We start from the raw sequence: 26,345 nt of genomic DNA on the forward strand, positions 1-26,345 counted from the left end.
CCCACCCAAACGCGCCTGCCCGGGGCCCCCCCCCCCCGATCATGCCGGTCCGCGCTCCCTATCCGAGAGTGGATGTGCTGCTCTCGCCTACATGTCAGCCGTTAAGTTGCATAGCTAGCGTCATCCTTACCGGACATCAGTTCGAGGGAGCGGAAACATCGGGAACCGCCTTGAGCGCCTCGTCGACAACGACCTGAAGCTGTTCCTGACGAAAACCGTCACGCGCCTGAATAGCCATGCCCTGCATAACAGCCGTGACGTAAGACGACAGCCGTGTCGCGTGTTCTCGGCTGACCCATCGCTGCAATGTATCGGTCAAAAGCGCGCGAAACTGCGCGCGACGTTGCGCCAGATCGCGCGCCAGATCTTCATGGTCGGGATGACTCGCAATCATGCCGGTATTGAGCATACAGCCGACTTCACCCGCTGGATCCACCAGTCCGCGTGCCGTCCCTTCAAGGAGGAGGCGGACCGCCTCGCGTAGAGAGCATGCAGCTTCCATGAAGGACAAATCCGACGCACCACGCATATTTGCATACCGGTCCAAGGCCTCGCGATAAAGCGCTCCCTTGTTGCCGAACGCCGCATACAGGCTCGGTGCGCCGATGCCAAGTGCCGCCGTCAACTGCTGGAACGACACACCTTCATAACCGTATTTCCAGAACAAGCGCATGGCGGTTTCAAGTGCCGCATCGCGGTCAAAACTTCGGGGGCGCCCGCTGGGACGTTTTGACGCTATTTCCATAACGATCATTAAACATCGTTTGACAGCAGGAATCAACGAAGTCATTCTTAAACGATCATTACAGAATGGAAGATCGATTGATGTCATCCAGCAAACCGGTAGCTCTTATCACCGGCGCCTCCTCCGGTATCGGAGCCGTCTATGCCAATCGTCTCGCCGAACGCGGCTACGACCTTCTGCTGGTTGCGCGCCGCGTCGACCGACTGCATGCAATTTCAGAAAAACTCACAAGACAGCATGGGGTCGAGATCCGGACCCTCAAAGCTGACCTCACAGTTGAAAATGATCTTGTTTCGCTCGAGGATCTTCTGCGGTCTGACGAACGGATTGCCTTGCTTGTGAATAATGCGGGAAATGGCAAGCTCAGCAACACGGTTGATATGTGCGATGTTGATGCGAATGCGACGCTCGCACTTAATATCGTCGCCCCGACCCGGCTGGCTCGCGCGGTTCTTCCCGGCTTCGTCAAACGTAACACTGGCGCGATCATCAATATTGGTTCGGTGATGGCCTTCTGCGCGCTCCCGATCACGACGCTTTATAGTGCGACCAAAAGTTACCTTCTGACGTTCACCCAAGGCCTGAAGGCCGAGCTTGCCGAAACCGGCGTGCGCGTGCAGGCCGTACTTCCGGCCGGCACCGCAACCGAGTTTTACGACCACGCGGGAATCCCGCTTTCGGCCTTCGATCGGGCCGCAATCATGACGACCGAGAATCTGGTCGATGCCGCATTGGTCGGGTTCGATCAAGGTGAAGATGTAACACTGCCGTCGGTCCATGATGCGGGTTTGTGGTTGGCCTACGAAAACGCTCGCTCGACTTTGTTCGGTGCAACTCAAACAGGGGTGCCTGCACCGCGCTATAAAAGGACCTGAAGAACGCTAGATTTGCGGGGATGTCCGCTTCCCAGCGATCATGCTGGGATAGCGGACTTTCCGCTTTCCCCCCTAATTAGGCGTTGGCATCGGCAGAGTGTGACAGGTGTTCTCGCGATGGGGTGCTAAATAGACAGACCGCAAAGTCGCAAAGTACGTTGCTAGAGTCCGGATATCGTTTGCTAGACCAGAGACATGCCATGCGCTTTACCAACCCCCATACTTTCGCCTGGAGGCGCGCCTTCGTATGGTCCGCCTGAGACTTCGGCCGCGTGGCGGCCCCTCTCGCATCGAGCGTAGCGACAGCGCGCACGCAGCATGGAAGAGCCTTCAGGCGGAACTCAAGGGTGCCAAAGGCGAGGACAGGATCCGCACCCTCCTGAACGAACTGGGACGGCCCAGCCTCCATGACGTTCACCTTCCCAAGGCCTCTGGTGATGGCACGACCCAGATTGATCATCTCGTCCTCTTGCCCCGTGGTCTCATGGTCATTGAGACCAAGCACTTCGCAGGCCGTTTGAGCGGGCATCCGAATGACGAATACTGGCGCCAACGTCTTGGGAAGGAGGAAGAAGGCCGGCTGATCTACAGCCCCGTCCGCCAGAACGCAGGCCATTGCGCGGCCGTCCGCGCCATCACCTCGCAGGCCTGTCTGGATGTGGAGATCCTGAGCCGCGTAGTCCTCACCGGACGCGCCAGCGTCAGCCCGGCCCTAGAGTCCAGTGTCAGATCGCCGGACGCTCTGGCAAACGAACTGAGACAAAGTGGCGGAGAGGCTTCAGGAGTGATGATGGGCGTGTGGCAGAGGATTGTGCACGTCGCCCGTCATACAAGAAAATAGGCGCGCAGTGCCTTAGTCCGTGCCAATCCCAATCGCGGCGGCCGTATATCGGGTTGTCGTCAGGATCCGGACAACCGCCTCACCGCCAACATCAGAAAGATACAGCAGCCCGTCCTTCGGACAGCCCAGGGGGCGCCCATCCGGATCAAGCACCAGACGCAGGCTGGTGATCGGGCTGACTTCATAAACGTGATGCTCGTCCCAGGAGACGAACGCATGCGTCCGTCCCTTTTCGACCATGGTATGCAGCGTTCCCGGGAGAATCCCTCGGGTTTTCTGCTTCAGACGCTCTGACATGAACTGACCAACAGCCTCTTTCTGCTGCTCGGTCAGGCTCTCATATGTGCAGGGGGCGGGATAGATCGGTTCACCAGTCACGCGGCCAGTCCTTCCTTGCTGAGATGGATAAGGAAAGCGCCAAGGGTGCCTCCCTTATCGGGACAGGTCAGTGTTTTGCCGAGGCCTGGCGTTGTTCGTCAATAAAGTCCGTGACGTCTTTCAGGACGCCATCCGGAATTTCCTCACCGTCATCAAGATCGACTTCCAGACCGTCGGCCGGTGCCTCCGTGCTGCCAGCCGACAGGCCCAGGCAGAGATCCGGATCTTCGGGATCGTAATCGACCCGCACAGCCCATCCATCCGACAAGAAGACGAAATCGCTGAGCAGGCCGTCATCCTCAAGATCGTCGTCATCCTCAGCCTCATCGGCATCTGACGGCAGATCAGAGGCCTTGCAGACACCCGCATACAGGCCAGGAAACGCCGTGTTCAGCGCATCCACAACTTGCTGGGTCTGCGGACGAAAAGGTCCGGTCTTTGAGACCGGCATGACATCACTCATCAGTTCAGCTTCCAGCAGGTGGAGGTCACATGCTGACTGAAGGTCAGGCGTGTGTTGCCATTGTGATCACCGATCAACTCGCACCGTACCCATTTTGACGGGCAGGTCCGGTCCACGAATTTTTCAAGGGTCAGGATGTTGCCTTCTTCACCAGCCGACGTGCGAATGGAATAGCCGGCATCGAGCAGCGCCTGAAGGTTTTCGGGAATGGCTGCGAAGGGCGTAGGCACGGAGGCCGCATGGCCTTTGGCCGTCGGTGTCGGGGATGCAAACCCCATACTCCCAAGAGCCGGATCGAGGGCCATGGCGGGCGAAAGGGCAGCGGCCGTAAGGCCTGCTGCCAGGGCAAGAGAAGAAAGAAGGCGGGTCACGGTCTGTCCTTGCGGTTCACTGGATCTGAAAAGATCGCTTCTGCGACTTCCCGAAGAGACTCACCCCTTTGCAGGGCGTCCGCGACGCTTCTGTGGGATTTTCCGCACGAGCACCTCAGGCTCGGCCTCTTCGGGCTCAGGTGCAGGCTGGCTCCGACCACCCTTCGCGGTCCCAAGACCGATCTGATGCGCCAGTTCGGTCCGATGCCGTGAATATCCTGGCGCCGTCATGGGATAGTTGGACGGCAGTCCCCATTTTGAGCGGTACTCATCCGGGGTGAGATTATAGACGCTCTTGAGATGGCGCTTGAGCATCTTCAGCTTCTTTCCGTCTTCGAGACAAATGATGTAGTCCTCGAACACGGACCGCTTCGGATGGACGGCCGGGACCAGCTCAACTGGCTCTGGCTCCGGCGGCTGGCCGGCCGACGCAAGGGCTGTATGAACACTGCGGATCAAATCAGAAATCTGCTCTACGGGAAGTTCATGGGCACTCACATAGCTTTCCACAATATTGGCTGTCAGACGCCGAAAATCTGTCTCACTATTTGAGGTCATTGCAAATTCCCTTTTCAAATTTCGACTGTGCAAGATGGCACTCTATACAAAAGATAGCCTGACAAGTCACTGAGGCCGCGTGGTTCGCGGCATGGGAGCGGGCGCAACACCTCGTCCCAGATGACGATGTTCGGAACAAGAGTGTGTATCGCCCTTTGTTCCGGTGTACCCGAAAGCTGCGCCCTTCCCGCAAACCTCGCAGTCATAAAGCCAGCCAGACTTCGTCCTGGGCCGCTGAGAGGTGTAAGGCCTGTCGTCAGGACTGTGATGATCGGACATCCCTTAAAACCCCATGGCATCAAGAGCGGCCGCCGTGTAGCGGAACCGGCCCCCTGCCTCTCTTCTCTTTGATTGCCCCTGCTGGCGCAGCCAGCCCGTCACGCGATGCTCGGCGGGGATTTCCTCAATAAAGCCTGACGGCCTCGCTGAAACACCCTGACGATAGCCGACACTGCTGATCGTGGCCTGCTGCATGGCACGGGTCAGCGACACATAGGCCAGTCGGCGTTCTTCTTCATAGTTCCGCTCGCCCATCCCCGGAAAAACCGTCTCTTCCCAGGCGGGCAGGAACACATGCGGGAACTCCAGCCCCTTGGCCCGGTGCATGGTCATGAGCTGCACCCGATCGCGTCCGCGCTCATTCGGTGAGGCCGTGGCGAGGGCTGCGTGCTCCAGAAGATCCTGAAGCCGGGTCAAGCCCTCGGCCAGCCCGACCAGCTCGGACAGGTTCTGCAAGGCCGTCTCCCCTTCTTCAGACGCGGCCTCCCGCCACATCGTATAGTAGCCGGTCTCCTTCAGGAGCGTATCGAGGCGATCACAGAGCCGCATGTCCGGGATCTGCCCGATCCGGGAGACCGTCTCACGAAAGGCCAGCAGGCTGTCACGCACTTTCGCGGGCAGCGTTGCCGTGGTGACGGCCGCACACAGGCTGAGGCCGCGATCGTGCGCGTCCTGCTCGATCTGGCCAAGCGCCTTGGCGCCAAGGCCGCGCCTGGGCACGTTGGCCACGCGACGGAACGCCTCATCGGACTGGCGGCTGTCCGGACAGGCCGCCAGCATCAGGAACGCGAGCGCATCCTTCACCACGGCGCGGTGATAGAACCCGACATCGCCTATGATCTCGTAGGGAATACGCGCTTTGAGCAGTGCTTCTTCCAGGGAGCGGGATAGGCGGTTGATCCGGTAGATCATCGCCATATCGTGCCAGGCAACGCCTTCTGCCGCACGACGTCCCATCTCGGCCGCGATCGCGTCGGCCTCGTCTGACGCATAATCGTAGGTGAGCACCTCGATCTTCTGACCATCGCCCTTCTGGGTAAACAGCGTCTTGGGGATCCGGCCCGGGTCTCGCGCGATGATGGCATTGGCGGCCTGGAGAATATGATGCGTCGAGCGGAAGTTCTCTTCGAGCTTGAAAAGTCTGGCTCCGTCAAACTCACGAACGAAGTTCCGGATGAAGCCGATTTTGGCCCCACGCCAAGAATATATTGATTGCGAATCATCGCCCACGGCGAAGAGTTCCCGTGAGTATTCAGACATATAGGTGAGCCACAGCATCTGTGCACGGTTCACGTCCTGAAACTCATCGGCCATCACGGATGTGAAGCGCTGCGACCACCTATCACGATAGGATCGGTCGTTCATCAGGGCAAGCGTTGGCCACATCAGCAGATCGGAAAAATTGGCGGCATTCTGCTCGCGCAGGGTCGCCTGATAGATCTGGTACAGACGAACGGCGAACTCCCAGCCTTCGACATCGACCATCTGTCGGGCGGCACGGCGGCGCTCGATCAGCCCGCGCACCCAGGCCGGTGCGGCCTCAGGTGTGACAAGGTTCTCTTTCATGTGCCCGATCCGCTCGCCCATTGTCTTGACCTGCCGGACGTCACACTTCTTGCCTGTGTCCGGTTCGGGCACAGTGTCGGGATCCATGGCCTTCATGAGACGGCGGATCAGCGCTGTCGCATCGTCCGCGTCGCGGATATCGAAGCCGGGGTGTAACTGTGCCACCTCGGGCTCGGCCCGAAGCTGTCGCGCGCCAAGGCCATGAAACGTACCAAGCCAGAACGGAGCCTGTCCCTCGCCCAGGACGCTCGTGATGCGCTCACGCATTTCCTGCGCGGCCTTGTTGGTAAAGGTCACGCACAGGATCTGGGACGGCCGCATCCCATACATCTGGATCCGGCACGCCACACCGGCCGTCAGGGTCTTGGTCTTTCCCGTTCCGGCTCCAGCCAGCACGAGAACCCGGCCAAGCGCCATGGCGGCCTCACGCTGCACAGGGGTCAGTGGCTCCAGAACCGGAGCGAGGGTCTGCGGATAAGAGGTCATGCGGGCACCTGCTCGACGGGATAGACCTCAGACGCCACGGGATCCTCGACGGGAACGATATTGCTGCTGTCGGTAAAGAGGGTCAGAGGATGATAGAGGTTAAAGCCCTCATGAGGACCATCCCATCGTCCGGCAATCACGAGAGCCAACGCGCGGTTCAGGCCGCTACCCAGCCACACAAGCTGGTGCGGGACCGGCATTTCAGGCGCTTCAGGATCCGTACAGCCAAGACGGCGCGCATGATCCATCCAGATCGCCGAGGCCTTTTCATGGCCCAGCATGTTGAAGGTCAGGCCGGTCTTGATAACGATATGGTCGATATGCTGGCGGGCCGTGGATCGGGTGTCCTTATACATCATGACGTCCTCAAAAGCCTTGGGGCAGGCTGACAGGGTGAGCGTTGGGAGTTCAGGTCCGTTCAAACGGACGATCGTTGATTTTCGGGTGAAGACGATCAGCTCACCGTCGCGGTCCCAGGCGTCGTTCAGGCGATCACCGCCGATGACGACCCCCTGCACCAGTCCTTCGGGCGTCTGCGCCTCACAGAAGACTTCGGGGGCCGAGGTTCTCAGACCAGTTCTCTTCCAAACCTTGATGGCCTCTGCGTCCTGCCGCCACAGGATCAGTGTGACGGCCTGCCAGCTCAGACGGGATTTGCTCTGCTTCATGCCGCCACGTCCTGACGGGCGCGGCGCTGCAGAACGGCGTTCCAGTCCTTGTCTTCGCCTTTGGGTGAATACCGCAGGGGCTTGAGCCCGGCTTCGCGGATCATGGGCGCATAGATCTCCTCGTAACGGTCGCCCTGGGCATCGCCGTCCACGACGATCATGACGCGGCCGCCAGCCTCAATCGTGCCAAGAAGAGCGCGGAACTCCTCCAATGCTTCGGGGCTCATGCCGCCTCCGGTCGAGACATACAGACTGGGGTCTGCAAAGAACGGATCCATGGCCGCATAGGACAGGACGTCGATGGCGGACTCACCGATGACCAGACGGACGGGCTTCACTCCTTTTTCGCCAGTCCTCATCCGAAAGAGCATTTTGCCGCCGCCGCCCGAGGAGAAGCCGCGATATTCCGGCCCGCGCATCTCCATGCCCGTCAGGCGGCCTGCATTGTTGTGATGGGCGAACCAGGCCGTGCCCTTCATGCCTTCCCGCAGGAGACCCTGCTGGTTCGCGAGATGAAGAATGCGTTCCGACAAAGCCCGGTCGCGGGTCAGATAGGTCCAGGCAGCCGACCCCGGCTGGGGAGCCTGACGGTTCTTCCACATATAGTTTGGATCGCGTGCGGGTTTGCGCTCTTTCGGCTCTGCGACGTACTCGGCCCCACTGGGTGCCAGGCCAAGCATTCCACGGAGTTCGACGCGTGCGTTACCGAGAGACATCCCGGGATTGAGGAACCGGACCAGGTCGATGACCGAGCCTTTGACGATCGAAGAGGAATTGTGCGGATCCCACCAGCCCTTGCCGCCATGGGTGACGATGATGCTCTCGCCTTTCACGCGACGGAAACGCATGTGACGGGCCGAGCTTTCGGAGCGGACGAACCTGTAACCAGCCTGCTCCAGAACAACGATGCAACTGATCTCGTCACGAAACTTCTGGAGTTCCTCGTTCATCTGCTGGGGCGTGTTCTGGTAAGCCATGGCGGAATATCCTCCCGAACGTCCGTTACTTTCGATCTGTGGAAAGTATAGTAAATATCCGTTACAATATCCAATGAATACAACGGAATATCGCGGAATATATTTACTTGATTGAGTAAAATAGTTCTTGCGTCCCGAGCAACAAAAACCAGTTTTTCTTGTTCGTCCTGCGGGGGTTTCGGGGGCAGCGCAGCCCCCGGTGTTGCCGCTGAAAGGAGATGTGTGGAGACGTTTTTCTCGTCCCGTCCTGCCAGGAACACGACAGTTGCGGACCGAGGGTGTCAGGACCGGAAGACTGCGGATCGGCAAAAGCGGGTTGCGGGCAGCGCGGGACAAGGTCCTGCGATGAACGCGGCCCTCTTTTGACGAAAGACGCGGTCTGGAGCCCGAAGGGTTGTCTTGAGACCCTCGGACCGTGACTGTCACACTGGTCGCATGACGGCGAGGTCGGAACACAGCTCCGTGCCACCCCGCAAGGGGTGGTTGAAGCGGCAACGTCTGATGATACGGCATGAACGGATCCTTCAAGAAGTATCCCCAGTCTGCCCGTGCCATCTGCGACTGAAGCCTCCGGCCTCAGTTTTCTTTCAGGGATGGGGCATCATCCCCTTGGCCGTCTTCCTCTTTCGTCTGCCCTTTCTGTCGCTCCAACTCCGCCAGTGTGCGTCTCACGGCCTGTGAGAACCGCGTTTTTCCTTCCCAGAAACGGCGTGAATACGCGCGGCGGTCCACCGTCGCCGTCCTCATGCCACACCTTCCGGGCGATCGAGGCTGTCCAGGAGCTTCTCCTGCGAGCGGCGGCGCAGCGTCGCGGCCTTGCGGCGGAAACCGGCCGTCAGGCGCGATGGCAGCATGACGGACTGATCCGTGTCTTCCAGGAACACGGCCTCTGCCATCAGGCGGGCGCTCAGGGCGCGCGCCTGACTGCGGGGAACCGTGAGGGGAGCGGGCGTCGAATAGAACATAAAGCCTCCTGAAACCCGCCTCCTTCAGGAAGCGGGTATAAAAAGACCGGCTGCATGGCCGGTTTGCGTGCATGTTCCGAAGAAAGAGGACGTCAGCGTCCCGGATCGGTAAGGATCATCACATCCCCGTCCTGGGCGCTCACGACGATCTCGGTCTCAGGGGGCGCCTGATCTGTGCGGGGACGGGGCTCGTAAGCGCCGCGCACGAACACGAGCTGGCCCTTGCGGGCGCGTCGCTCCAGAAGATCTGTCAGAAAGTCGTTGTGGCAGACAATCCTGTGCCACACGGTCTGAGGGACACGGCGACCGGTGTGCGTGTCGGTACGGTGGCTGTCCGTCGCAAGACGGAAGAGAGCCACGCGGTGTCCGTCCTGCCCGGTGCGGATCTCCGGATCCGCACCAAGGTTGCCAATGACGATGGCAAGGCTGAGGGTCTGAACCATTGTTCTGTCCTTTTCGCTGGCCCGTGTCAGAAAAGCTCGGCCTGCACGGGCGCGGCAGGGGGAGACTGATGTGTGGTTGGCAGGGCAATCCGGAAGCGGTCTGCAAGACGCTCCAGATCGGCCCGGTCGCGTGCTTCCTGCTCAGCAGCAAGGGCGCGCGTGTAGGCCTCGATCAGGCCGCTGCCGATCATGCGGTTGCGGATGTCGCGTTCGACGTCCGACCAGGTCCAGGCCGGATCGCCATAACAGCCGTACAGGACGATGCCGCGCAGGAAGCCCAGACGCGCCTGTGTCGTAGAGAACTGCGCCCCCCAGAAGCCGTGGATGTCGTAATGGGCGATATGCCCGAACATCTGGCTCAGGCGGTTGTAAAGCGTGCGGTTCCACGCACTCTGCGGAAATCCGCGTGCGATGAAGGACAGCAGCGCGTTCCCGATTTTCGCCTTCTCGGCCGCGTCACTGAACTGCGTCGCAGTGAGGCCCTGAGGCTGGATCGGTGGCCGTCGTAGCGCGGGACACGCGATGGACGCTGGCTCCGGCCCGTTCATGAGCGCACCTCATGGGCGAGCATCGCCTCGACCTGAGTGAGGTAGGCTTTGAACGGCGTCTCTTCAGGAATCACCCTGATCCAGTGTTCGGTGCCCAGAGACCCTTTCCAGCGGGCGTCGCAGAAGCCCTCGGGATGATCGCTCCCACGCTCGGGTGTCACAGACACGAGAAAGGAGGCGTCCGGGTAGTCGTCGTGCAGGCGTGCACCGTATTGGGCTACTGCCGCCCGGATTCCTGCAAGGTCAGCCGCCTCGATCCGTTTCTGTCTGTAGCGGTAGGGGGATGAACAGGAGATGAGGCTCCCGTGAGAGGCCGCAGGGATGGCGGCCAGGGTGTATGTCGGCATGGTGATCTCCACACAGGACACGGCCGCCCGTGAGGGCGGCTGATCTCGGATCGGTCAGAGAAAGGCGGGAAGCACCACCACCAGAACGATGAAGGCTGCAAACAGCGCTGCACCTCCTACGAAGCCCGCGACTTCGAGCCATTCTGTGCGGTTGCGGGGACGCAGATCGGAAATGTCGGCCATGTCATTCTCCTTTTTTCTTCCATGACCCTTTCCGGCGACCGCAGCGGGGACTGGCTGGCAAAGGCGCTGCAACGCAGCGGGATCGGACGACCCGCAGCGCAGCGAGGACACGGCCGACCCACCCTTTGCCAGACAGGCTCCGGTGTGGTGCCTGCCTTCTCCTTTTTCCCCTTCCCCCTTTTCCCTTTCCTGATGTCCTACTGCGCGAGATTGGCGACCTGCCGCGCCAGACGGGCACAGAGCGCGCGCGTCACAGGATCGTCTTCGTCCACGATGGCCCCGGTCAGGACAGGAAGAAGGCGGCGCGCTTCAGGGGCGGAGAGATCCAGATGCCAGCACGCACCGAGCTGCGTGGCCACGGCGTCCGGCTGATCGACCGGGCGGACGGATACGGAGACTTCGTTGCCGTCCACGTTTTCAGGTTCGAGAACGGTCTTCTGACCGTCCGGCAGGTGAACAGGGCGCAGCCCGCTCTCGTTCGCCTCGTCGGCCGTCGCGTCCAGCACGAGCTGACCGGCTGCCTCGGCCGTCTCGGCCTCGACCTCAAAGTTGACGCGGTCGGAGAGAAGCTGGCGCTCGCTGAGCGTCACAATAAAAACAGGCATGTCGGGCTCCAGAAATGGAAAAGGCCGCCCCGGAGCGGGCGGCCTTGAAGGGCGGACGAAAACAAGAGAGGCTCAGTCGCTCACAAATTCGGAGCTGCCGAACACGTCCTGCCAGGGGCTGTTACTCGTCAGGTGGCAGTCGGACTGCCAGTCGTAATATCCGGACTTGAACCGCGAGGTGATGGCCTGGAGGGTTTCGGTCGCCGTCTCGTCCAGATCCTCCTCGGTCTGCACGGTCACACTGCCGTAGTCGCGTTTGCGGACGGAAAACTTGACCTTCGGGAACGCCTTTTTCAGCATTCGGCGGATGTTTTTGGCGGCCAGCGTGCCGCTGCTGTCATCGCCCTGCTCCAGATGAGCATAGTCCGGATTGACGCGGAGCGCTGCGACCTCGGCGGCATGTTCCGCTTTGGCGCGCGCCTCAGCCGCGACCTTCTCAGCCTCAACCTCTTCGGCATGAGTGCGGAGAAAGGCAATCTCCTCGGGACTGGCCAGTCCCTTGTCGGCGTCGATCCGCCATTGGACACCGCGCAGAATGGCCTCGGGCAGACGACGGGAGATCGAGCCACAGGCAAAGACAATGTCATAGGACGCGCTCCCGCCCGACACGATGGCCCCGCCACGCGACAGGGACCGCACGGTGGTCGGGCTGGCCTCGCCGTAAACGGCCATGACGATCCCGGCTCCCCGGCTGTAGAGATGGGTGTAAACGCGGGTGCCGACCTGAACGGGAACGAGAGAGGGGACGAACATCATCTGATCCTTTTCCTTTGGATTTTCGTGATGTCTTCTCCAGCGTCAGCGCGGGACGGCCGGGTCAAAAGCGGCGCGTGCGCCGGCACCGGAGGCGGCGAAGCCGGTGAGGAGCCACCTTTTGACCCGGACGGAGCGCGATGGCAGCGCCCCTCCCCCCCTTTCCTTTTCTTTTCCCGCTCCCTGCTTCAGGCCACGACCACGATTTCGAGGTGATCACGCATGAACTGCATGGCCTCATTGTGCTCCGTCTGCTCGGGCTCGCTCTCGGGCGCTTGCAGAGAGAAGGTCTCTTCCGAATCAGGCTCCGTCGCCGACACGACAGGGCCGCTCGAACGGTCAACCTCATCATCGGCGGCTTCCTCGAAATCATCTTCAGGCATCTCGTCCAGATCCTCATCGTCCATCACGCTTTCCAGCTCCCGGATCTTCTCCTGTTTTTTCTTCTGCTTTTGCGTCCAGACGTCCTGCGCCTGCGCAAACGATGCGACCTCGGGCAACCAGTGGCCTTCCCCGACATGGTTCATCAGGGCCGCACGCATCTCCTTGCCCGTATTCTGCGGGGCAAGGCCTTCGGCCTGTACGGCTTTGGTAATGCCGGGCTTGCTGTAGCATTTGAGGAACGCCTCAAAGGCCATGCTCGGCATCTTCTGGTCGGCCCCGAACAGAACGCCCACGAGCTGCGCGGGCAGACCGCTGCCGCTGTGCATCGACACGTCGCAGTTCAGGATGCTTTGCAGAACGGTGACGGCATGGCGGCGGATCAGCTTTTCGTCACGGACAAGACTGCCTTCGGGAAAGAGGTCAGCCATCGCGAGCGTGCGCGCGGTTGGTTCTGACCAGTTGTTTCCGCTGGCATCGCCATGCACACGGACATTCTCGGCTTCCAGCGCCAGCAAAAGGGCTGCGATCAGATCCCATGGGTCGGCTGTCTCGGACACCTGGCCGAGGGCTTCGCGCAAAGCGACGGTGCGGATCTCGCCGATCATCTTGTGGCCGGCCCCGGAGACGTCCGGTCGTTCCTTGGGGGCCTCGGGAGTGGAAGACCCCCCCGTGTGGTCCAGCTTTGCTGCGCTGTAAGGACGGCAGCGTTCTTCCACGATCTTCAGGGTACGGGGATTGAGGCCGTACCCCATGACCTCCCCCTCCTGTGTCGCCATCCAGGTGCCCATGGTGATGAAGCCCTCGGGCGCGCGGACGTATCCGTATTCGTCCGACGTCAGGACAATGGAGGTTTCGGGCCGCTCATTGTCCAGCCAGTCCTGCTGTGCTGCGGCGTAAGCCGTGGCATCGAGCGTATAGCGGCTGTCTGTGTTGGCTTCGGCAAACAGATCCTCCATCCAGACAATGTTGTGCTTGCGGGCCAGCTCGTCGCCGAACCGGGCATCGCGGGCGTACCATTCCTTCTGTTCGAGGTTCCGGGCCAGCGCGCCCCAGGCCACGGTGTCCTTCGGATCTTCGGCCTTCACGCGGTACTCGGCCGGATCCTCGTCGTCTCCGACGCTTTCGGAAAACATTTCCGCCCACGCGTCACGCTGCTCGTCCAGTGAGGCCTGCGCGATGATTTTGCGCTGCCGCTCGTCAGGGCCTCGGCCGAGGGCGATGGCATCCAGAATAGGCGGGTGCAGCTTTGCCAGAAGGCTGAGACGCTTGAGATAGCTTGGCGTGACCATCAGGGCGGCACAGACCTGCGGATCTGTATAGCCAAGCTGCTCACGCAGGCGGGTGACGCTGTTCCACTGTTCCGGCTCCGTCATGTCCAGACGAACGAAGTTCTCGCTGACGGCAGCCAGGGCATCGAGGTCTTCGCTCTGATCGCCAACATACACGTCGATCTCAGGAACACCCGCATAGATGGCGCCTTTCGTCCGACGGTGTCCGGCTACGATCATCAGGCGTCCGTCTTCCAGTTCCCGGACGGCAGGGGGATGGAGGATGCCGATCGCCTTGATGTTGAGTGCGAGTTTGCGCAGTTCCTCAAGGCTTCCGATGGAAGAGCGCGGATTGTTCGGATTGGGCACAAGGGTTTTCGGATCGACGCGGCGAAGCTCGGCCATGGGACGCTCTTTCTATAATTTTTCAGATGTCCCTCCCGCGTCACGGGCCAGCCAGCCGCGCAAGGCCGCGCGCAGCGCGCCCGGCCTGAGCCTTGCGCGGCTGGCTGGTTCGTGACAGCCCCGCCTTCCCTCTTCTTCCTTCACCCTTTCAAAGCACTCTTTCTTCGGAAATTGCATCAAATCTGTAATTGCTGTATTTTATGCAAATAAAGGAGAACGCAATGCGCACATTCTCGACAAGCGATCTGTCCCGCAAATCCGGAGACATCATCGCCAGTGCCCTGCAAGGACCAATTTCAATTAATCAGCGCGGCAAACCACGATTGGTCATGCTGAGTGTCGAACAATACGAGGCATTGGTGGGAAGCGCGCCAGAGCGTACTGCGGGTGCCACTACGGAAATGCCTCAGGATTTGGCTCACGACATAGCAAATGCGATTGACGGGTACCTGCTGGAAACCCGCACAGAACCATGAGCCAGACTTTCCGGCCCGGCATGGTGCTGCGGTATCCTTATCTATGGCACTGGCAGAACGGGAATGGCGAAACAGAAGGACGCAAGGATCGTCCAACGGCGGTGGCCGCAGTCTTTATAGGTCGTGATGATCGTCAGTATGTCCTGCTGTTGCCCCTGACGACAAAACAGCCGCCTGCAACCCGCATCGCGGTTGAAGTGCCGACCACCGAAAAGAAGCGTGCTGGCCTTGATCAGGAATTGCGCCAATGGATCCTGTTGGACGAATACAACCTGGATCCGACCGTTACCTCATATTACTTGCAGCACACGTCATCGCTTGGTCAGTTCAGTGACGCGTTCATGCGTCCCGTACTGACACAATTCCGGGAGCTTCTGCCTACGGCACGGCGTATTTCTCGCTATCCTTGAGAAGACCGCTTACGCCTCATGACGGACGTTCGGTTGGGCGTCCTATCTCTCCAAAACCGGACGTAGCGTTTAGCAGTATATTTGAATAAATTAGGTCCAACACCTGGAGACCTCCAAATGAGTATATTGAGCAATAGACGTGTAATTGTTCTAGACACGAGCCCCGTTAGGAATTTAGCATATTCCAATAAAATTCCGGAGTGGGTAAAGATATTTTCAAAAATGAAGAAAAATGGATATTTATTTACTTTATCTGAATGTACTTTTGGAGAGTTGCTTAAGCAAAAAAATATAGGAGCAATGTCCGAGAAAGAATTCCGAAATCTTATTGGGCGATTAAAAATATTTCTTAGTATGACATTACCTGTCATGCCAGGTGAAGTAGATGTACTTCGCCTTATAGGATCTGAACCTCATTATAATTTTCATGATAACGACATAAAAGCCATTTCGAAAAAAGCATTTCGGATGCTTGTTGATCAGAAAGTAAATTATACGGAAATATTAATTGAAGAACTAGAAAGAGAAAGATCTGAATGGAGAAATTTAATTTTTAATCTGGATCAAATTCATTCTCAAGATAGTGAAGAGTTTGATGAGATTTCTGACTATCGTCTTGATATGTACATAAAGGGCCATGATCGAGATAGAGTTATGGATCCTCCTCTATCCAGACGTCTTGATTTGCGGACTCGTTATATCTGGCGGCAATATGTAAGAAGTAAGAAAAAGAACGAACCCTACAACGTCAACGCCCCGAAAAAGGCCAATGACGGTATAGACTTAAGAATATATACGTATTTAGCTCTGCCCGCTCTTATCGTTGCAGAAGACAATGGTTTCTTTGGTAGTATTGAAAATATTCCATCATTTCAGAAGTCTTGGATCATGAAGTCTGATGACTTAGCAAATTCTTGGGCTAACAGAACGCTCAAATTCCCTGAATGGTAGCAATCACGAATGACGGGTTTTTAAAACTTACTGTCGGGCAGCGGGCACTCTTCCCCCTGAACCGTCTGTCTGCTCAGTAATATGGACCCAGACAGACGGCAGTCACCTCCATCTCAGTCATATAATTCCTCGGGTCGCTTTCCGTATAGCGGAAGTGACTTATTCTCCTCTCTGATGACAAGGAGTGGATAGCGGGATTCGAACGAGGCGGAGAGGTTCTGTAGATTGAAGGCCGACAGTCGCCACGCTATGTTCAGCACATGAGTGAACATCACAGGGCCGATGTGCCAGACCTGACCGATCCGCTGCTGGTGGAATTTTCAAGCCGTTATTACCTGACGAGCTCCCCGCTCCATCTCACCTGGAGGGTTCGAAAAACCCCTGGTTTTGAGAGCTGCTCTGTGATTCCATTTCCTGTGAGTTGATTGGGATATGGAAGATGAAGCAGGCGGGATTTTTTGACGTTGAAGAGCGACTTGCTCGATTGAGCGGGCTTGGTGATCAGCTCGAAGCATTTTCCCGGACTGTAGATTTTGAAATGTTCCGTCCTGATCTGGAGAAGGCTCTGGCCTATTCAGATGGAAGCAAGGGCGGGCGACCGCCGTTTGATCCGGTGTTGATGTTCAAGGTTCTGGTGATCCAGACGCTGAACAATCTGTCCGATGAACGGACGGAGTATCTGATCAACGATCGCCTGTCGTTCATGCGCTTCCTTGGCCTGGGGCTTTCAGATCGTGTTCCTGATGCCAAAACACTCTGGCTGTTCCGTGAACGCCTGACCCAGGCGGGAGCGATCGAGGGTCTGTTCAATCGCTTTGATACAACCCTGCGCAGTGCTGGTTATCTGCCGATGTCCGGCCAGATCCTGGATGCCACACTGGTGGCTGCTCCAAAGCAGCGCAACACGAACGCCGAGAAAGCCGATCTCCGGGCAGGCCGTATTCCCGAAGACTGGCAGGACAAGCGGGCAAAGCTGTCGCACAAGGATCGTCATGCGCGCTGGACGCTGAAGTTCACGAAGGCGAAGCGGCAGGATGACGGGACGATCCCGTCAACGGATCTCGCCATCCCGTTCTTTGGCTATAAATCGCATATTTCCATCGACCGGAAGTTCAGGTTCATCCGGAAATGGAAAGCGACAGATGCCGCCGCCAGTGACGGTGCCAGACTACGCGAGGGCTTGCTGGATAAAACCAATACGGCCTCAAGCGTCTGGGCAGACACGGCGTATCGCTCGAAAGCCAACGAAGACTTCATGGAAAAGCAGGGCTTTGTCTCAAAGGTCCACAGGAAAAAGCCGCATCTCAAGCCCATGCCCCGCCACATCCAGCGGTCCAACGCAGGGAAGTCGGTGATCCGGTCGCGTGTCGAGCATGTCTTTGCCGATCAGAAATCGCAGACGGGGCTCTTCATTCGGACTGTCGGTATCACCCGGGCCACCATGAGGATCGGCCTGGCCAATATTGTCTACAACATGCGCCGCTTCCTCTTCCTCGAGAGGTTGAACGCGAGCGCGTAGCCAGCCAGCGGGAGACAGCCCCTGATCTGCTCAAAACGCAGACCGAAAACGACCTCAAGAACCGTCAATCAAATCGCCAAAAACCAGAAATTACTCGCCAAGGCATATCAACAAACAGTTTTTCGATCCCTCCAACTTTTATTTAAGAAGTGGTGAAATCGGCTTTCAATGAGGCGCCGCGTGAAGTCGGTCGCCTTTTCTTCCATGGTACTTACGTCTTTCTCACCATAGAGTTTATAAAGATCCAAATAGATTTCATCGACCTTAGTGGGGTCTATCTTTCCGAAATAAACTCTTCCCGGGTACGCGGCGACCTTGAATTTTATAAACTCATTAGACCAATTGTTTAACGGAGAGAGAATGGTATCTACAAACACTCTCATTGCCTCTTCTGGCAATTCAGAGAAGTCGTCGATGAATATAAAAATTCTTTTAACGCCGATGCTTAAAAGTATTTTTTGAAGACCTTCGATTACACCGACAATATTAAACGTACTAAGTACGAGATCTGAATATTCCTCTGAAGATGTATTTTTTACTGATGAGTTGTTCTCCTTAGTGTGTTTGGCCTTGCCGTTGCCACTGGTCCCTGTAGCTGAAGCTTCTATTTCTAGCCCCAACTCCGTAGTCGCCTTCCGATCTCTTACGGTTTCTCGATCAACTTTCGCTGCCGCAGTTCGGATCGCGGTTACATCGGTGAACTGAGATTCAAATGAACCGTCGAGAAGATCTTGAATCGCTCCAGATATGTCGCTTCGTTTTAGACCCGACCGATCAATGATTTTATCAAAAATTGATGAATTTACGGCTTGTTGTAATTCCTTAGTAACATCAGCAAGAACCGCCCGAATAAATCCGCGATACAGTAGTACTCGTTTGAGATCCTTCTCACTTAATGCAAGACCTGCTTCGGCGAGTTGCGACGGTATAGTGGGATCCACGTCTGCGGCTTCGTAGACAGTCTTAATATCAACATAGGCCGACGCAGAATTTGGTGTTGCTCTAAGTTCATGTTGAGCGCGCAGGAAAACCGTCGATTTGCCAGTTCCCTTACGACCAATGAGGAAAGTTGTACTGTCGCGCAGCATCGTCTCAAGAACAGCGTCATTTTGTAAAGGATCGACGTATAGCTTCCTTATAAGTGACTTATCCGTCACGTCGTCTCGAAGATCGGCTCGACGGTAGAGTTTGAGCGAATGTGCTGCTTTCGCGAAACCCTGTAGATCTTTTTTGCTATACATATGGATCCGTCCTTTTCTGGATCCATATAGCATTCCGAGACGTAGAGCAAAGCTGAATGGCCTTACTTCACAACGGTGACTGCTACCGACTCAATCTTTCGAGGCTATCTATTCTATGCGACGTTGTGATGGTTGGTAATGCACATCCGGTTGGGCAAAGGGGGCTACGAAGAGCAGATGGCATCGCATTAAGCCGTCCAACTGTTATTGGGAATGGCTACGTTCTCAGATTATCTTCTCAAAGCAGACAGTCTACTTCCCCCCCATAACTGACTATATTTTTTTATTTCAGGCAGCTTCCAGCTCGGCCTTTTCCGCCTCCTCGCGGCGCTCCGTATCGGCTGCGAGATCTGCTTCAAGGGCCGCCATGGCCTCGCGCTTCTCCTGCAACAGCGCCGCCTCCGGAAACGCCAGACCCACGCGGGCGCGGTAACCGGGGAGCTTGCGCTCGGCTTCCTCCACCTGACGGCGCGCGTCCGCCAGCTCCGCCTCGAACCGCAACAGCGCGTTCTCGATGCGGCTGACCAGCCCGACCGGGCTTGTCTCGCGGTCGAAATCCATGCCGAGGATCCGCCCGTCCAGCACAAGGCCGAGTGTCGCGTCCCACGTCTCCTCGCCGTCAAAGCGGGTGCGCCAGGTCTCGCACAGGATCTCGAAGCCGCCGACCGTGCCAAGGGTCCACTTGCCTTTCTCCCCGGACTTCGCCGCGAGACGGGCCTGCGAGAGAAGCCACTGACCGGCCTTCTCACGCTCGGTCATCTCCCGGTCCTTGCGCACCAGACGGAAGGCTTCACCGCGTGTCGGCTCACGGCGTGCGATGTCGTTCTGAAGACGCGGGATCACGGCCTGCGCCGTCTCGCGGTCACGCTCGGCACGGTCGATCGCACGACGGACGTTATACTGATCGTCGTGATGCGCGGCCTGCAAGCGCTCCAGGCGGGCCAGTTCGGCCTCCAGTCCGGCCTTCTGCATCAGGCGTTCGTCTCCCGACGCAAGGGCCTTGGCCATGGCGAACTGGTTGGCTTCTGCTCCCACATCCTCCAGACGGCGGATCGTCCGGTCTCCGGACATGGCAAGGCAGATGAACTTCTGCTTGCGCTCCAGCATCTGCCAGTTCGTCGCATCCACAGATCCTTTCAGGGCGTAGGCGTAAAGCTGGATCACCGGGTTCTGGTTGCCCTGCCGCTCGATCCGGCCTTCGCGCTGAATGATGTCCGAGACCAGCCAGGGCACATCGAGATGATGCAGGGCGATCAGGCGCTGCTGCGCGTTCACCCCCGTTCCCATGGTCGCGGACGATCCGATCAGGATGCGCTTGCGCCCGGAGTTCATGTCGCGGAAGAGCGCCTGCTTGGCCGTGCTCTTCTTGTAATGCTGCATGAAGGCGATCTCGTCGCGCGGGACTCCCATGCGGATCAGCTCGTCGCGGATCCAGCGATAAGCCGAGAACCCGCGTGTCTCCAGCGCGGATTCCGTGCCCAGATCCGAGAAGATCATCTGCGTGGCACCGGGAAGCTCGTATTCCCGCCCCGTCTCAAGGTCGGTGTAGCGATTGGCGGACGTGTTCTGCCAGATCTCAAAGACCCTGCGGATCATGACGTTCAGTTTGTTGCTGTTGTCATTCGCGGCCCAGTTCCGCACGAAACGCAGGTCGATCGCCGCGTGCCGGGCATCGGTGATGACGGACAGCAGGATGTCGTCGCCCTTCTGGGGCTTGCCCGTGCGCTCTTCAATTTTCTTGATCCGCTCGGCGAGCGTCTTCTGATACTCGCGGAAGGCGTCCCCGCTATCGGCCACGACGATCTCACGCCTGCCGCCCGCAATCTCGGGCAGTTTGACGTAGCGTCGCAGGTCGTCCTGCTGCACGACGTCGGCAAAGTCGCGATACATCGCCATCAGATCCGCGACGTTTACGAACTCGGAGAAGCGCGTGACCGGCTTGTAAAGACCGCTCGGCTGAAGCTCCAGTTCCGTGCGGGTCTCGCCAAAACTTGCGGCCCAGGCGTCGAACTCGTGCAGGCCACGCTCGACAAGGGCTGGCAGATCCATGAAGCGCTGGATCGAGAACATCTCACCCAGGGTGTTGGTGATCGGCGAGCCTGACGCCATGACCAGCACGCGCTCGGGGTTGCGCTTGGCGAGGTAGCGCGTTTTGACGAACAGATCCCAAGCGCGCTGACTGCCGTTCGGGTCGATCCCCTTCAGATCGGACTGGTTCGTGCCGAAGGACAGTTTGCGGAACTGCTGCGCCTCATCCACGAGGATCTGGTCCACCCCGATCTCACCGAGATGCACGAGATCGTCCTTGCGGCTGGATAGCGCTTTCAGCTTGGCTTCCATTCCCTCCTTCAGGCGCTCGATGCGCTTGCGCGACAGTCGGTCATCGCGGCTCACATTCTCCAGAAGACTTTCGTAGGAGGCAATCTGGTCCTCGACCATCTCCTGCTCGAACGCGCTCTCGACCGGCACGAACTTGAAAGCGTCATGCGTGATGACAATGGCATCCCAGTTCCCCGTGGCGGCCCGGGCCAGGAACCGCTGGCGCTTGTCCTTCACGAAGTTGGTCTCATCCGCCACGAGGATCTGGGCGTTCGGGTAGAGCATCATGAACTCACGCGCCATCTGCGCGAGGCAGTGGCCCGGCACCACGATCATGCCCTTGGAAATCAGGCCGAGGCGCTTTTGCTCCATCACGGCCGCGCACATCGAGAAGGTTTTTCCCGAACCCACCGCGTGAGCCATGTAGGTGCTGCCCTTGGCGATGATCCTCCAGATCACCCGCTTCTGATGGTCGCGCAGGCTGATCGCCGTGCTGGCTCCCGGCAGTTTCAGGTGAGAGCCGTCGAACGTGCGCGGGACAAGGTTGTTGAACGCATCGTTATACAGTCGCACCAGACGCTCGGCGCGGTCGGTGTCCTGCCAGACCCACGTCTCAAACGCGGTCTTGATTGCGGCCAGCTTCTCCTTGGCCGCCTCGGTCTCCTTCGTGTTGAGTTCACGGTGTTCGCCGTTCACATCGCGCCAGGTGTCCCAGATTTTCGGGCTGGCCTGATTGAGTGCATCGTCCAGCAGATCCCCGGCATGACGACGCTGTGTTCCCCAGACCGAGGTGGCCTCGGCCTTGCCAGAAAACCCGCTCTTGTCCACGCTCCAGGTCGCCACCTCCAGCGTATGGTGAATGGTCGTGCGAACCCCCATGACCTCTGCAACAAAGGCCTCAACATCCGGCACCGGGATCCATGGGGCTCCCAGGCGGGCGGTAATGTCGGACGGGCGCAGGTCTTCGGGCTGCACCTCTTCAAGGGCGGCGACGTTGCGCAGATAGCGTCGGTCGCGCTCGGCAGCCTCCCGGGCCTGCGCCAGCTTGGTGCGGACCGCGCCTGACAGGGCCTCGTCGGCCGTCACCCAGACCTCACGGCCGCCTGTGCTGCGGATCGGGTCGAGATAGACCGAGGAACCGAGTTCGGCGAGCACCTCATCACCGGAGCGGCCCAGAAGCTCCGCCATGCGCTCGACATCCACGCCACCCGTCTCATGCAGGGAGACCGCCAGCGCATCATGGGCGCCGTGAACCTCAGGCTCGGACGGGGCCTGAATCACGCGCTCGCTGAAGATCGGTCCCGGACGGCCGGTCTGGTTCTTCTCGTCATACTCCTCGATCGAGCTGACCAGCCACACATCCGGATCGTCGTAGAACGGCTGAAGGTTCGGGCGGCGCTGTGTGGATTTCTCCTCTCCCGTCTCCTCATCCACCCGTGTCGTGGTGTTCGTCAGGTTGATCGGCCCGAACTGACGGCTGAACGCCTGATACGCGCGCTTGAGATCCGCCTGATGGGCACTGTAGGGCAGGTTTTCGACCTGGGCGCGCAGCACCAGACGGGCCGCGTCCCTCACAGGAATCAGACCCTTGATGATGGCCGCGTGCTTCTGGAAGATTCCTTCCTTCTGCTCGCCTTTCTTCACCTTCACCAGCACGGTTTCGCCGTCGATGATCTGGTGCAGCACGCCTTTGTGCAGCAGATAACTGCCCTCTTTCAGCAGGGCACCGTCTGCGGCTGTTCCGACCTCGGCGGCATGATTGTCCTGCACCGTCGCAACATCGAGCGTCTGCGGGGCCGGGAAGCGGGCGAGCGAAGAAAGACGGCCGAGGGCGAGCGGCAGGGCCTCGTCCAGCATCTGGAGCGGGTTGGCCTTGCAGGTATATTCCGGGCCGAACTGACCGCTCGTCCAGTCATGCCGACCGAGAACCTGCTGGCCGTTTTCCGCGAAATAGCGGTTGATCCGCAACGGACCTTCGCCCTGATCGGTGTCCTCCAGCGCCGCCACGTCCAGCCATGTCGCATCGCCCGCATCCTCTCCCGGTGCGCGACGGCGGAACACGAGCACGTCCACCACGACATCCGTTCCGGCATCGTCGCGCATGGCCCCGGCTGGCAGGCGTGCGCCACCCACGAAATCAGCGGTCTCGAAGATCGTGCGCCGCGCGCCGGCATCGGACTTGTCCATCGTCCACCGCGACGTCACGAACATCGCCACGGCTCCGGGACGCAGACGGGAGATGGACCGGGCGATGAAATAATCATGCAGGGACAGGCCAAGGCGTCCCAGCTCATCCGTGCCCCGGACCGTACGGTTGCTGAACGGCGGGTTGCCGATCACCAGATCGTAGCGTTCGGCCAGCCTGGCTGTCGTGAAATCTTCGGCGCGGACCCACTGGTTCGGAAACAGCTTGCGCGTGATGCGGGCCGTCAGAGGATCGTTCTCGATCGCGGTCCAGGCGGTTTTCGGCGCCAGCTTCGGGGGCACGCTTGCCATAAAAAGTCCGGTGCCACAGCCCGGTTCGAGCGCACGGCCGCCCCGGAACCCCATCTGCGCCGCCAGATCCCACATCGCATGAACGATCAGCTCGGGCGTGTAGTGGGCGTACTGCGTGGCCCGTGCCAGACCGGCCCGCTCCTGCTGGCTGGTCAGTGCCTCAAGCTGGCTGCCGATCTCTTCCCACCCGGACCGGAAGGTCTCTCCGGCACGCGGGAACAGGCTGTTGGCCAGCTCTCCGGCCCCGAACCCTGTGAAACGGGCGAGCACGGCCTGCTCTTCCGCGCTGGCGTTGCGGTCTTCCGCTTCCAGTGTAGCCAGAAGGCGGATCGCTGCCAGATTGTCGCGGGCGCGCTCTTTCCAGCCCGGGGCGAGGCCACGCGTTCCGCTCAGGACGAAATCCACCTTCGGCAGGACAGCGGGGATCGGAGCCGGGGCCTGTGTCGCCTGTCGGACCGCAGCGGCGGCTTCCTCAAGGGCGCGGTCTCCGGGAAGATCACCCCAGTAGAGATTGGACTGGCTGCCGCCGAGTGCTGAGGTATCGAAAAAGCTCAGTTGGGACATGGACATGGGAAAACTCCGGACAAGCGGCAGCGCCCGGTGCTGCGCGGAGGCAGACCGGGGGGCCGGAAAACAGAATCAGTGCGGGGAGAGAGGCGTCAGACCTCCCGGATCAGCGCGGGGTCAGAGGGGACCAAAGCGCAGGCGGATCTGCTCGCGCTCGTTCTCGGACAGGCGGGACAGCGCCTCACGGTGGTAGGTCGAACCCTCGCCTGCCTTCCTCGCCACGCGCCACCAGGCCTGCGGATCGCTGCAATGCAGACCCACCAGACGCGTCTCGTCATTGTCGGGTCCGCAGCCTTCGAGGATCGTCCAGCCCTCTTCGTGGGCCTGTTTGAGGTCGAAGGCGTGCGCCTGTGCGGGACGTTCGAGGGTGTCTGACATTGTCTTTATTTCCTTTCCTGACCCTCTCCGGCGAGCGCAGGACAGTGCGGCCTGCCAGAGCGACGCGCAGCGTCGGGACCGCCCGGCCCGCAGCGGAGCGAGGACACGGACGGACCCACCTCTTGCAGGGCGGGCTGGCCTGTGCTGCCCCCCCTCCCCTCTTTTCCTTTTTCCAACCTTCTGTTTTTTCTTCTTTTTTTTCAGGTTGCCCCCCCCGCCCTGCCCGAACGCTCCGGCCGGGAGTTCCCAGGCTGGTGTGAAGACGGTCGGGATCGGCCGCGCCGACAGGCACGCGCGGGCCAGATCGGGTTCTGCCAGGGCGGCGGCATACGGCCTGCCCTGCTCGGCGAGCTGCTCCAGCGACACGGTGCGCTTGATCGTGCAGCCGAACTGCTGCTCGTACTGCACGAGACGGTCAAAGCGGGCCGGATCGAGCCAGCGGATCGTTGCAAACTGCCGCACATCGCCAAAAATACAGGTGGCACAGGACAGTCTGGAGAAGCCGATGCGGTATGGCAGCGCCGGCATCACGTTCCAGCGCTTCAGGCTGTTCCAGACCTGCGCCTCGCTCCACTGGTGGACCGGCCGCCAGTGATCGACATGACGGCGACGTCGCGTGCCGTGCCGCGTATCCGTGCGGTGCGGCTCAAAGACGGCATAGCGGGCACGGTTTGGGCTTTCCCCGGCACGCTCGCCCGTTACGAACAGCGTGCGGCGGTGCAGGAAGCGGTCCTGGCCGCGTAGCGCGCGGTCGGCGACGTCGATCTTGGTGACACTGGAGCACCAGCGCGTCGTCAGGCTGGCGGAGACCTGGGGAAATCGCAGGCGCGTCCCGTTCGGCCCCTGCCCGCCTGAGCGGATCAGACCCTCAGGGCTTTCGAAAAGAACTGGGGCTGTCGGTGCGTCCTTGCGAAGCATCTCCCGCTCGAAGCCGCCCTTGCGCCAGGAGCGATAGAGCGGCAGGCCGAAGTCCCGCGCTAGCGCGCTCACATAGGGCGAGGTGGAGGGCCAGTCCATGAAGGATGGCCCCTGCCCGTCCACCTCGTGGTGCCACAGTTCCAGGCGGTCCTTCGAGGCACCTGCTTCAAGGAGGGCAAGGAGACAGGCAATGCCGTCTTTGCCGCCCGATACGGCCACGATGATGCTGTCATACGACGTCAGATCCGGTGTCATGACACGAACCTGCTGACCGGGGCACCTGTCCGGACAGAGCGGCACATCAGAGCACTGGCGATCGGAGCGTCCCGCAGGAGAAGCGGCTTGACGTGCCGGTTGTCCCAGCTCAGGCCCCCGCAGCGTGAGAGGAGTCCAAGCTGGGTCGCTGCCTCATCCCGGCACGCACACACCCGTTCATTGCCCCCCGCGCTGCGACGGCAGGGCTCATGTGCTGGAGCGTTGCAGCCGGTGCAGGAAATGGTCAGGGCCGGATCACCGCCAGCCCAGTGCTCATTGCACTTGCGGCAGGACACAGGCTCCTGCGTATCGGTCCACCGCATGGGCGGCCGACCGCGTGGTGTTGGGACGTAAGGAAGGTAATGACGGCGCATGATGCTCGATCCATTTCTGGTTTTTGAACATCGTCGCGTCCGGCTGGGGGTTGTTCAGACTGCAACAGTGCCGCGCAGCGGCAGGATCAACGCGGCCTGCAGCCACGCGCAGACGGCATAGCCGGCGAGCATGGCGAGGATACGCGTTGACCCACCTGTTGCGGGATGGGCAGATCCCAGCCAGCCATTTCCCTTTTTCGTTATCTGGTTTTTTTAATTATCCGGTTTTTTATATTACCTGATATTTTTATTTATACGGTTTACAGGCTTGATCTCACCTCTCAATCCGCCATTTGTTGAGTGAATTGAGAGGAGTAGAGTGCGTTCCTGTAA

Annotated in this window: 27 protein-coding genes; 6 read left to right on the forward strand and 21 right to left on the reverse strand. The window is 59.5% G+C overall.

The genetic code is table 11. The features are described from left to right. Positions 1 to 136: 136 nt before the first annotated feature. Positions 137 to 673: a TetR/AcrR family transcriptional regulator gene (locus tag JK208_RS14930; protein ID WP_207728953.1), complete on the reverse strand. Its 537-nt coding sequence runs from the start codon at positions 671 to 673 to the stop codon at positions 137 to 139. Between the two features lie 152 nt (positions 674 to 825). Between JK208_RS14930 and JK208_RS14935 the strand changes: the two genes are divergently transcribed. Continuing rightward, the gene (locus tag JK208_RS14935) at positions 826 to 1,620 is read left to right on the forward strand and encodes an SDR family oxidoreductase (RefSeq protein ID WP_077804169.1); all 795 of its coding nucleotides are present in this window, start codon (positions 826 to 828) and stop codon (positions 1,618 to 1,620) included. 247 nt (positions 1,621 to 1,867) lie between these two features. Beyond that, positions 1,868 to 2,461, forward strand: a complete 594-nt coding sequence (locus JK208_RS14940) for a nuclease-related domain-containing protein (RefSeq protein WP_077804168.1) — start codon at positions 1,868 to 1,870, stop codon at positions 2,459 to 2,461. Between the two features lie 12 nt (positions 2,462 to 2,473). Here JK208_RS14940 and JK208_RS14945 read toward each other — a convergent pair whose 3' ends face one another. The 16 genes from JK208_RS14945 to JK208_RS15020 all read right to left on the reverse strand — a co-directional run bounded on the left by JK208_RS14945 (position 2,474) and on the right by JK208_RS15020 (position 14,108). Next, positions 2,474 to 2,839, reverse strand: coding sequence for a hypothetical protein (locus JK208_RS14945; protein WP_077804167.1), 366 nt, complete (start codon positions 2,837 to 2,839; stop codon positions 2,474 to 2,476). A 67-nt stretch (positions 2,840 to 2,906) separates the two neighbouring features. After that, on the reverse strand, positions 2,907 to 3,302 hold the full coding sequence (locus tag JK208_RS14950) for a hypothetical protein (RefSeq protein WP_077804166.1): 396 nt from the start codon (positions 3,300 to 3,302) through the stop codon (positions 2,907 to 2,909). Continuing rightward, complete coding sequence (locus JK208_RS14955; protein WP_077804165.1) at positions 3,302 to 3,673, reverse strand: ABC transporter substrate-binding protein; 372 nt, start codon at positions 3,671 to 3,673, stop codon at positions 3,302 to 3,304. Before JK208_RS14955 ends, JK208_RS14950 begins: the two co-directional genes overlap by 1 nt. Before the next feature lie 60 nt (positions 3,674 to 3,733). Continuing rightward, positions 3,734 to 4,231 carry a MucR family transcriptional regulator gene (locus JK208_RS14960; RefSeq protein WP_077804164.1) on the reverse strand — a complete coding sequence of 166 codons (498 nt, stop codon included), beginning with the start codon at positions 4,229 to 4,231 and terminating at the stop codon, positions 3,734 to 3,736. 282 nt (positions 4,232 to 4,513) lie between these two features. Then, positions 4,514 to 6,562, reverse strand: coding sequence for an ATP-dependent helicase (locus tag JK208_RS14965; RefSeq protein ID WP_077804163.1), 2,049 nt, complete (start codon positions 6,560 to 6,562; stop codon positions 4,514 to 4,516). Next, the gene (locus JK208_RS14970; RefSeq protein WP_077804162.1) at positions 6,559 to 7,230 is read right to left on the reverse strand and encodes a hypothetical protein; all 672 of its coding nucleotides are present in this window, start codon (positions 7,228 to 7,230) and stop codon (positions 6,559 to 6,561) included. Before JK208_RS14970 ends, JK208_RS14965 begins: the two co-directional genes overlap by 4 nt. Next, the gene (locus JK208_RS14975) at positions 7,227 to 8,207 is read right to left on the reverse strand and encodes a DUF3991 and TOPRIM domain-containing protein (RefSeq protein ID WP_077804161.1); all 981 of its coding nucleotides are present in this window, start codon (positions 8,205 to 8,207) and stop codon (positions 7,227 to 7,229) included. The genes JK208_RS14970 and JK208_RS14975 overlap by 4 nt, the downstream gene beginning before the upstream one ends. A gap of 576 nt (positions 8,208 to 8,783) precedes the next feature. Beyond that, positions 8,784 to 8,954: a hypothetical protein gene (locus JK208_RS14980; RefSeq protein ID WP_211576606.1), complete on the reverse strand. Its 171-nt coding sequence runs from the start codon at positions 8,952 to 8,954 to the stop codon at positions 8,784 to 8,786. Further along, positions 8,951 to 9,172: a hypothetical protein gene (locus tag JK208_RS14985; RefSeq protein WP_211576621.1), complete on the reverse strand. Its 222-nt coding sequence runs from the start codon at positions 9,170 to 9,172 to the stop codon at positions 8,951 to 8,953. Before JK208_RS14985 ends, JK208_RS14980 begins: the two co-directional genes overlap by 4 nt. Positions 9,173 to 9,264: 92 nt before the next feature. Next, the gene (gene ssb / locus JK208_RS14990) at positions 9,265 to 9,615 is read right to left on the reverse strand and encodes a single-stranded DNA-binding protein (protein WP_099287186.1); all 351 of its coding nucleotides are present in this window, start codon (positions 9,613 to 9,615) and stop codon (positions 9,265 to 9,267) included. A gap of 26 nt (positions 9,616 to 9,641) precedes the next feature. Beyond that, positions 9,642 to 10,163, reverse strand: a complete 522-nt coding sequence (locus JK208_RS14995; protein ID WP_211576607.1) for a hypothetical protein — start codon at positions 10,161 to 10,163, stop codon at positions 9,642 to 9,644. Then, on the reverse strand, positions 10,160 to 10,510 hold the full coding sequence (locus JK208_RS15000) for a hypothetical protein (RefSeq protein ID WP_211576608.1): 351 nt from the start codon (positions 10,508 to 10,510) through the stop codon (positions 10,160 to 10,162). The genes JK208_RS14995 and JK208_RS15000 overlap by 4 nt, the downstream gene beginning before the upstream one ends. Before the next feature lie 54 nt (positions 10,511 to 10,564). After that, positions 10,565 to 10,693, reverse strand: coding sequence for a hypothetical protein (locus JK208_RS16125; protein ID WP_264784645.1), 129 nt, complete (start codon positions 10,691 to 10,693; stop codon positions 10,565 to 10,567). Between the two features lie 197 nt (positions 10,694 to 10,890). Then, positions 10,891 to 11,298 (reverse strand): hypothetical protein, encoded by a 408-nt coding sequence (locus JK208_RS15010; RefSeq protein WP_202258870.1) that lies wholly within the window; start codon positions 11,296 to 11,298, stop codon positions 10,891 to 10,893. Between the two features lie 72 nt (positions 11,299 to 11,370). Then, the gene (locus tag JK208_RS15015) at positions 11,371 to 12,054 is read right to left on the reverse strand and encodes an LPD29 domain-containing protein (RefSeq protein ID WP_237469162.1); all 684 of its coding nucleotides are present in this window, start codon (positions 12,052 to 12,054) and stop codon (positions 11,371 to 11,373) included. 185 nt (positions 12,055 to 12,239) lie between these two features. Then, positions 12,240 to 14,108 carry a ParB/RepB/Spo0J family partition protein gene (locus tag JK208_RS15020; RefSeq protein ID WP_211576609.1) on the reverse strand — a complete coding sequence of 623 codons (1,869 nt, stop codon included), beginning with the start codon at positions 14,106 to 14,108 and terminating at the stop codon, positions 12,240 to 12,242. A 221-nt stretch (positions 14,109 to 14,329) separates the two neighbouring features. On the opposite strand from JK208_RS15020, the gene JK208_RS15025 reads away from it, so the two are divergent. The 4 genes from JK208_RS15025 to JK208_RS15040 all read left to right on the forward strand — a co-directional run bounded on the left by JK208_RS15025 (position 14,330) and on the right by JK208_RS15040 (position 17,464). Further along, a complete protein-coding gene (locus JK208_RS15025; protein WP_077804240.1) occupies positions 14,330 to 14,584 on the forward strand; it encodes a type II toxin-antitoxin system prevent-host-death family antitoxin in 255 nt (84 codons plus the stop codon). Then, positions 14,581 to 14,994 (forward strand): hypothetical protein, encoded by a 414-nt coding sequence (locus tag JK208_RS15030; protein WP_249202184.1) that lies wholly within the window; start codon positions 14,581 to 14,583, stop codon positions 14,992 to 14,994. The genes JK208_RS15025 and JK208_RS15030 overlap by 4 nt, the downstream gene beginning before the upstream one ends. A 117-nt stretch (positions 14,995 to 15,111) precedes the next feature. Beyond that, positions 15,112 to 15,945 (forward strand): hypothetical protein, encoded by an 834-nt coding sequence (locus JK208_RS15035; protein WP_211576610.1) that lies wholly within the window; start codon positions 15,112 to 15,114, stop codon positions 15,943 to 15,945. 439 nt (positions 15,946 to 16,384) lie between these two features. Continuing rightward, complete coding sequence (locus JK208_RS15040; RefSeq protein WP_211576611.1) at positions 16,385 to 17,464, forward strand: IS5 family transposase; 1,080 nt, start codon at positions 16,385 to 16,387, stop codon at positions 17,462 to 17,464. A 107-nt stretch (positions 17,465 to 17,571) separates the two neighbouring features. Here JK208_RS15040 and JK208_RS15045 read toward each other — a convergent pair whose 3' ends face one another. From JK208_RS15045 to JK208_RS15065, 4 genes are all read right to left on the reverse strand, one after another. Next, a complete protein-coding gene (locus tag JK208_RS15045; RefSeq protein WP_211576612.1) occupies positions 17,572 to 18,705 on the reverse strand; it encodes a hypothetical protein in 1,134 nt (377 codons plus the stop codon). Between the two features lie 288 nt (positions 18,706 to 18,993). Further along, positions 18,994 to 24,090: a DEAD/DEAH box helicase family protein gene (locus tag JK208_RS15050; protein ID WP_211576613.1), complete on the reverse strand. Its 5,097-nt coding sequence runs from the start codon at positions 24,088 to 24,090 to the stop codon at positions 18,994 to 18,996. Positions 24,091 to 24,204: 114 nt separating this feature from the next. Further along, positions 24,205 to 25,638 carry a phosphoadenosine phosphosulfate reductase family protein gene (locus JK208_RS15060; protein WP_249202185.1) on the reverse strand — a complete coding sequence of 478 codons (1,434 nt, stop codon included), beginning with the start codon at positions 25,636 to 25,638 and terminating at the stop codon, positions 24,205 to 24,207. Beyond that, positions 25,635 to 26,012: a hypothetical protein gene (locus JK208_RS15065; RefSeq protein ID WP_211564491.1), complete on the reverse strand. Its 378-nt coding sequence runs from the start codon at positions 26,010 to 26,012 to the stop codon at positions 25,635 to 25,637. The genes JK208_RS15060 and JK208_RS15065 overlap by 4 nt, the downstream gene beginning before the upstream one ends. Between the last annotated feature and the right edge of the window lie 333 nt (positions 26,013 to 26,345).

It is taken from the genome of Gluconobacter sp. Dm-74 (assembly GCF_018256135.1).
Lineage (GTDB): Bacteria > Pseudomonadota > Alphaproteobacteria > Acetobacterales > Acetobacteraceae > Gluconobacter > Gluconobacter cadivus.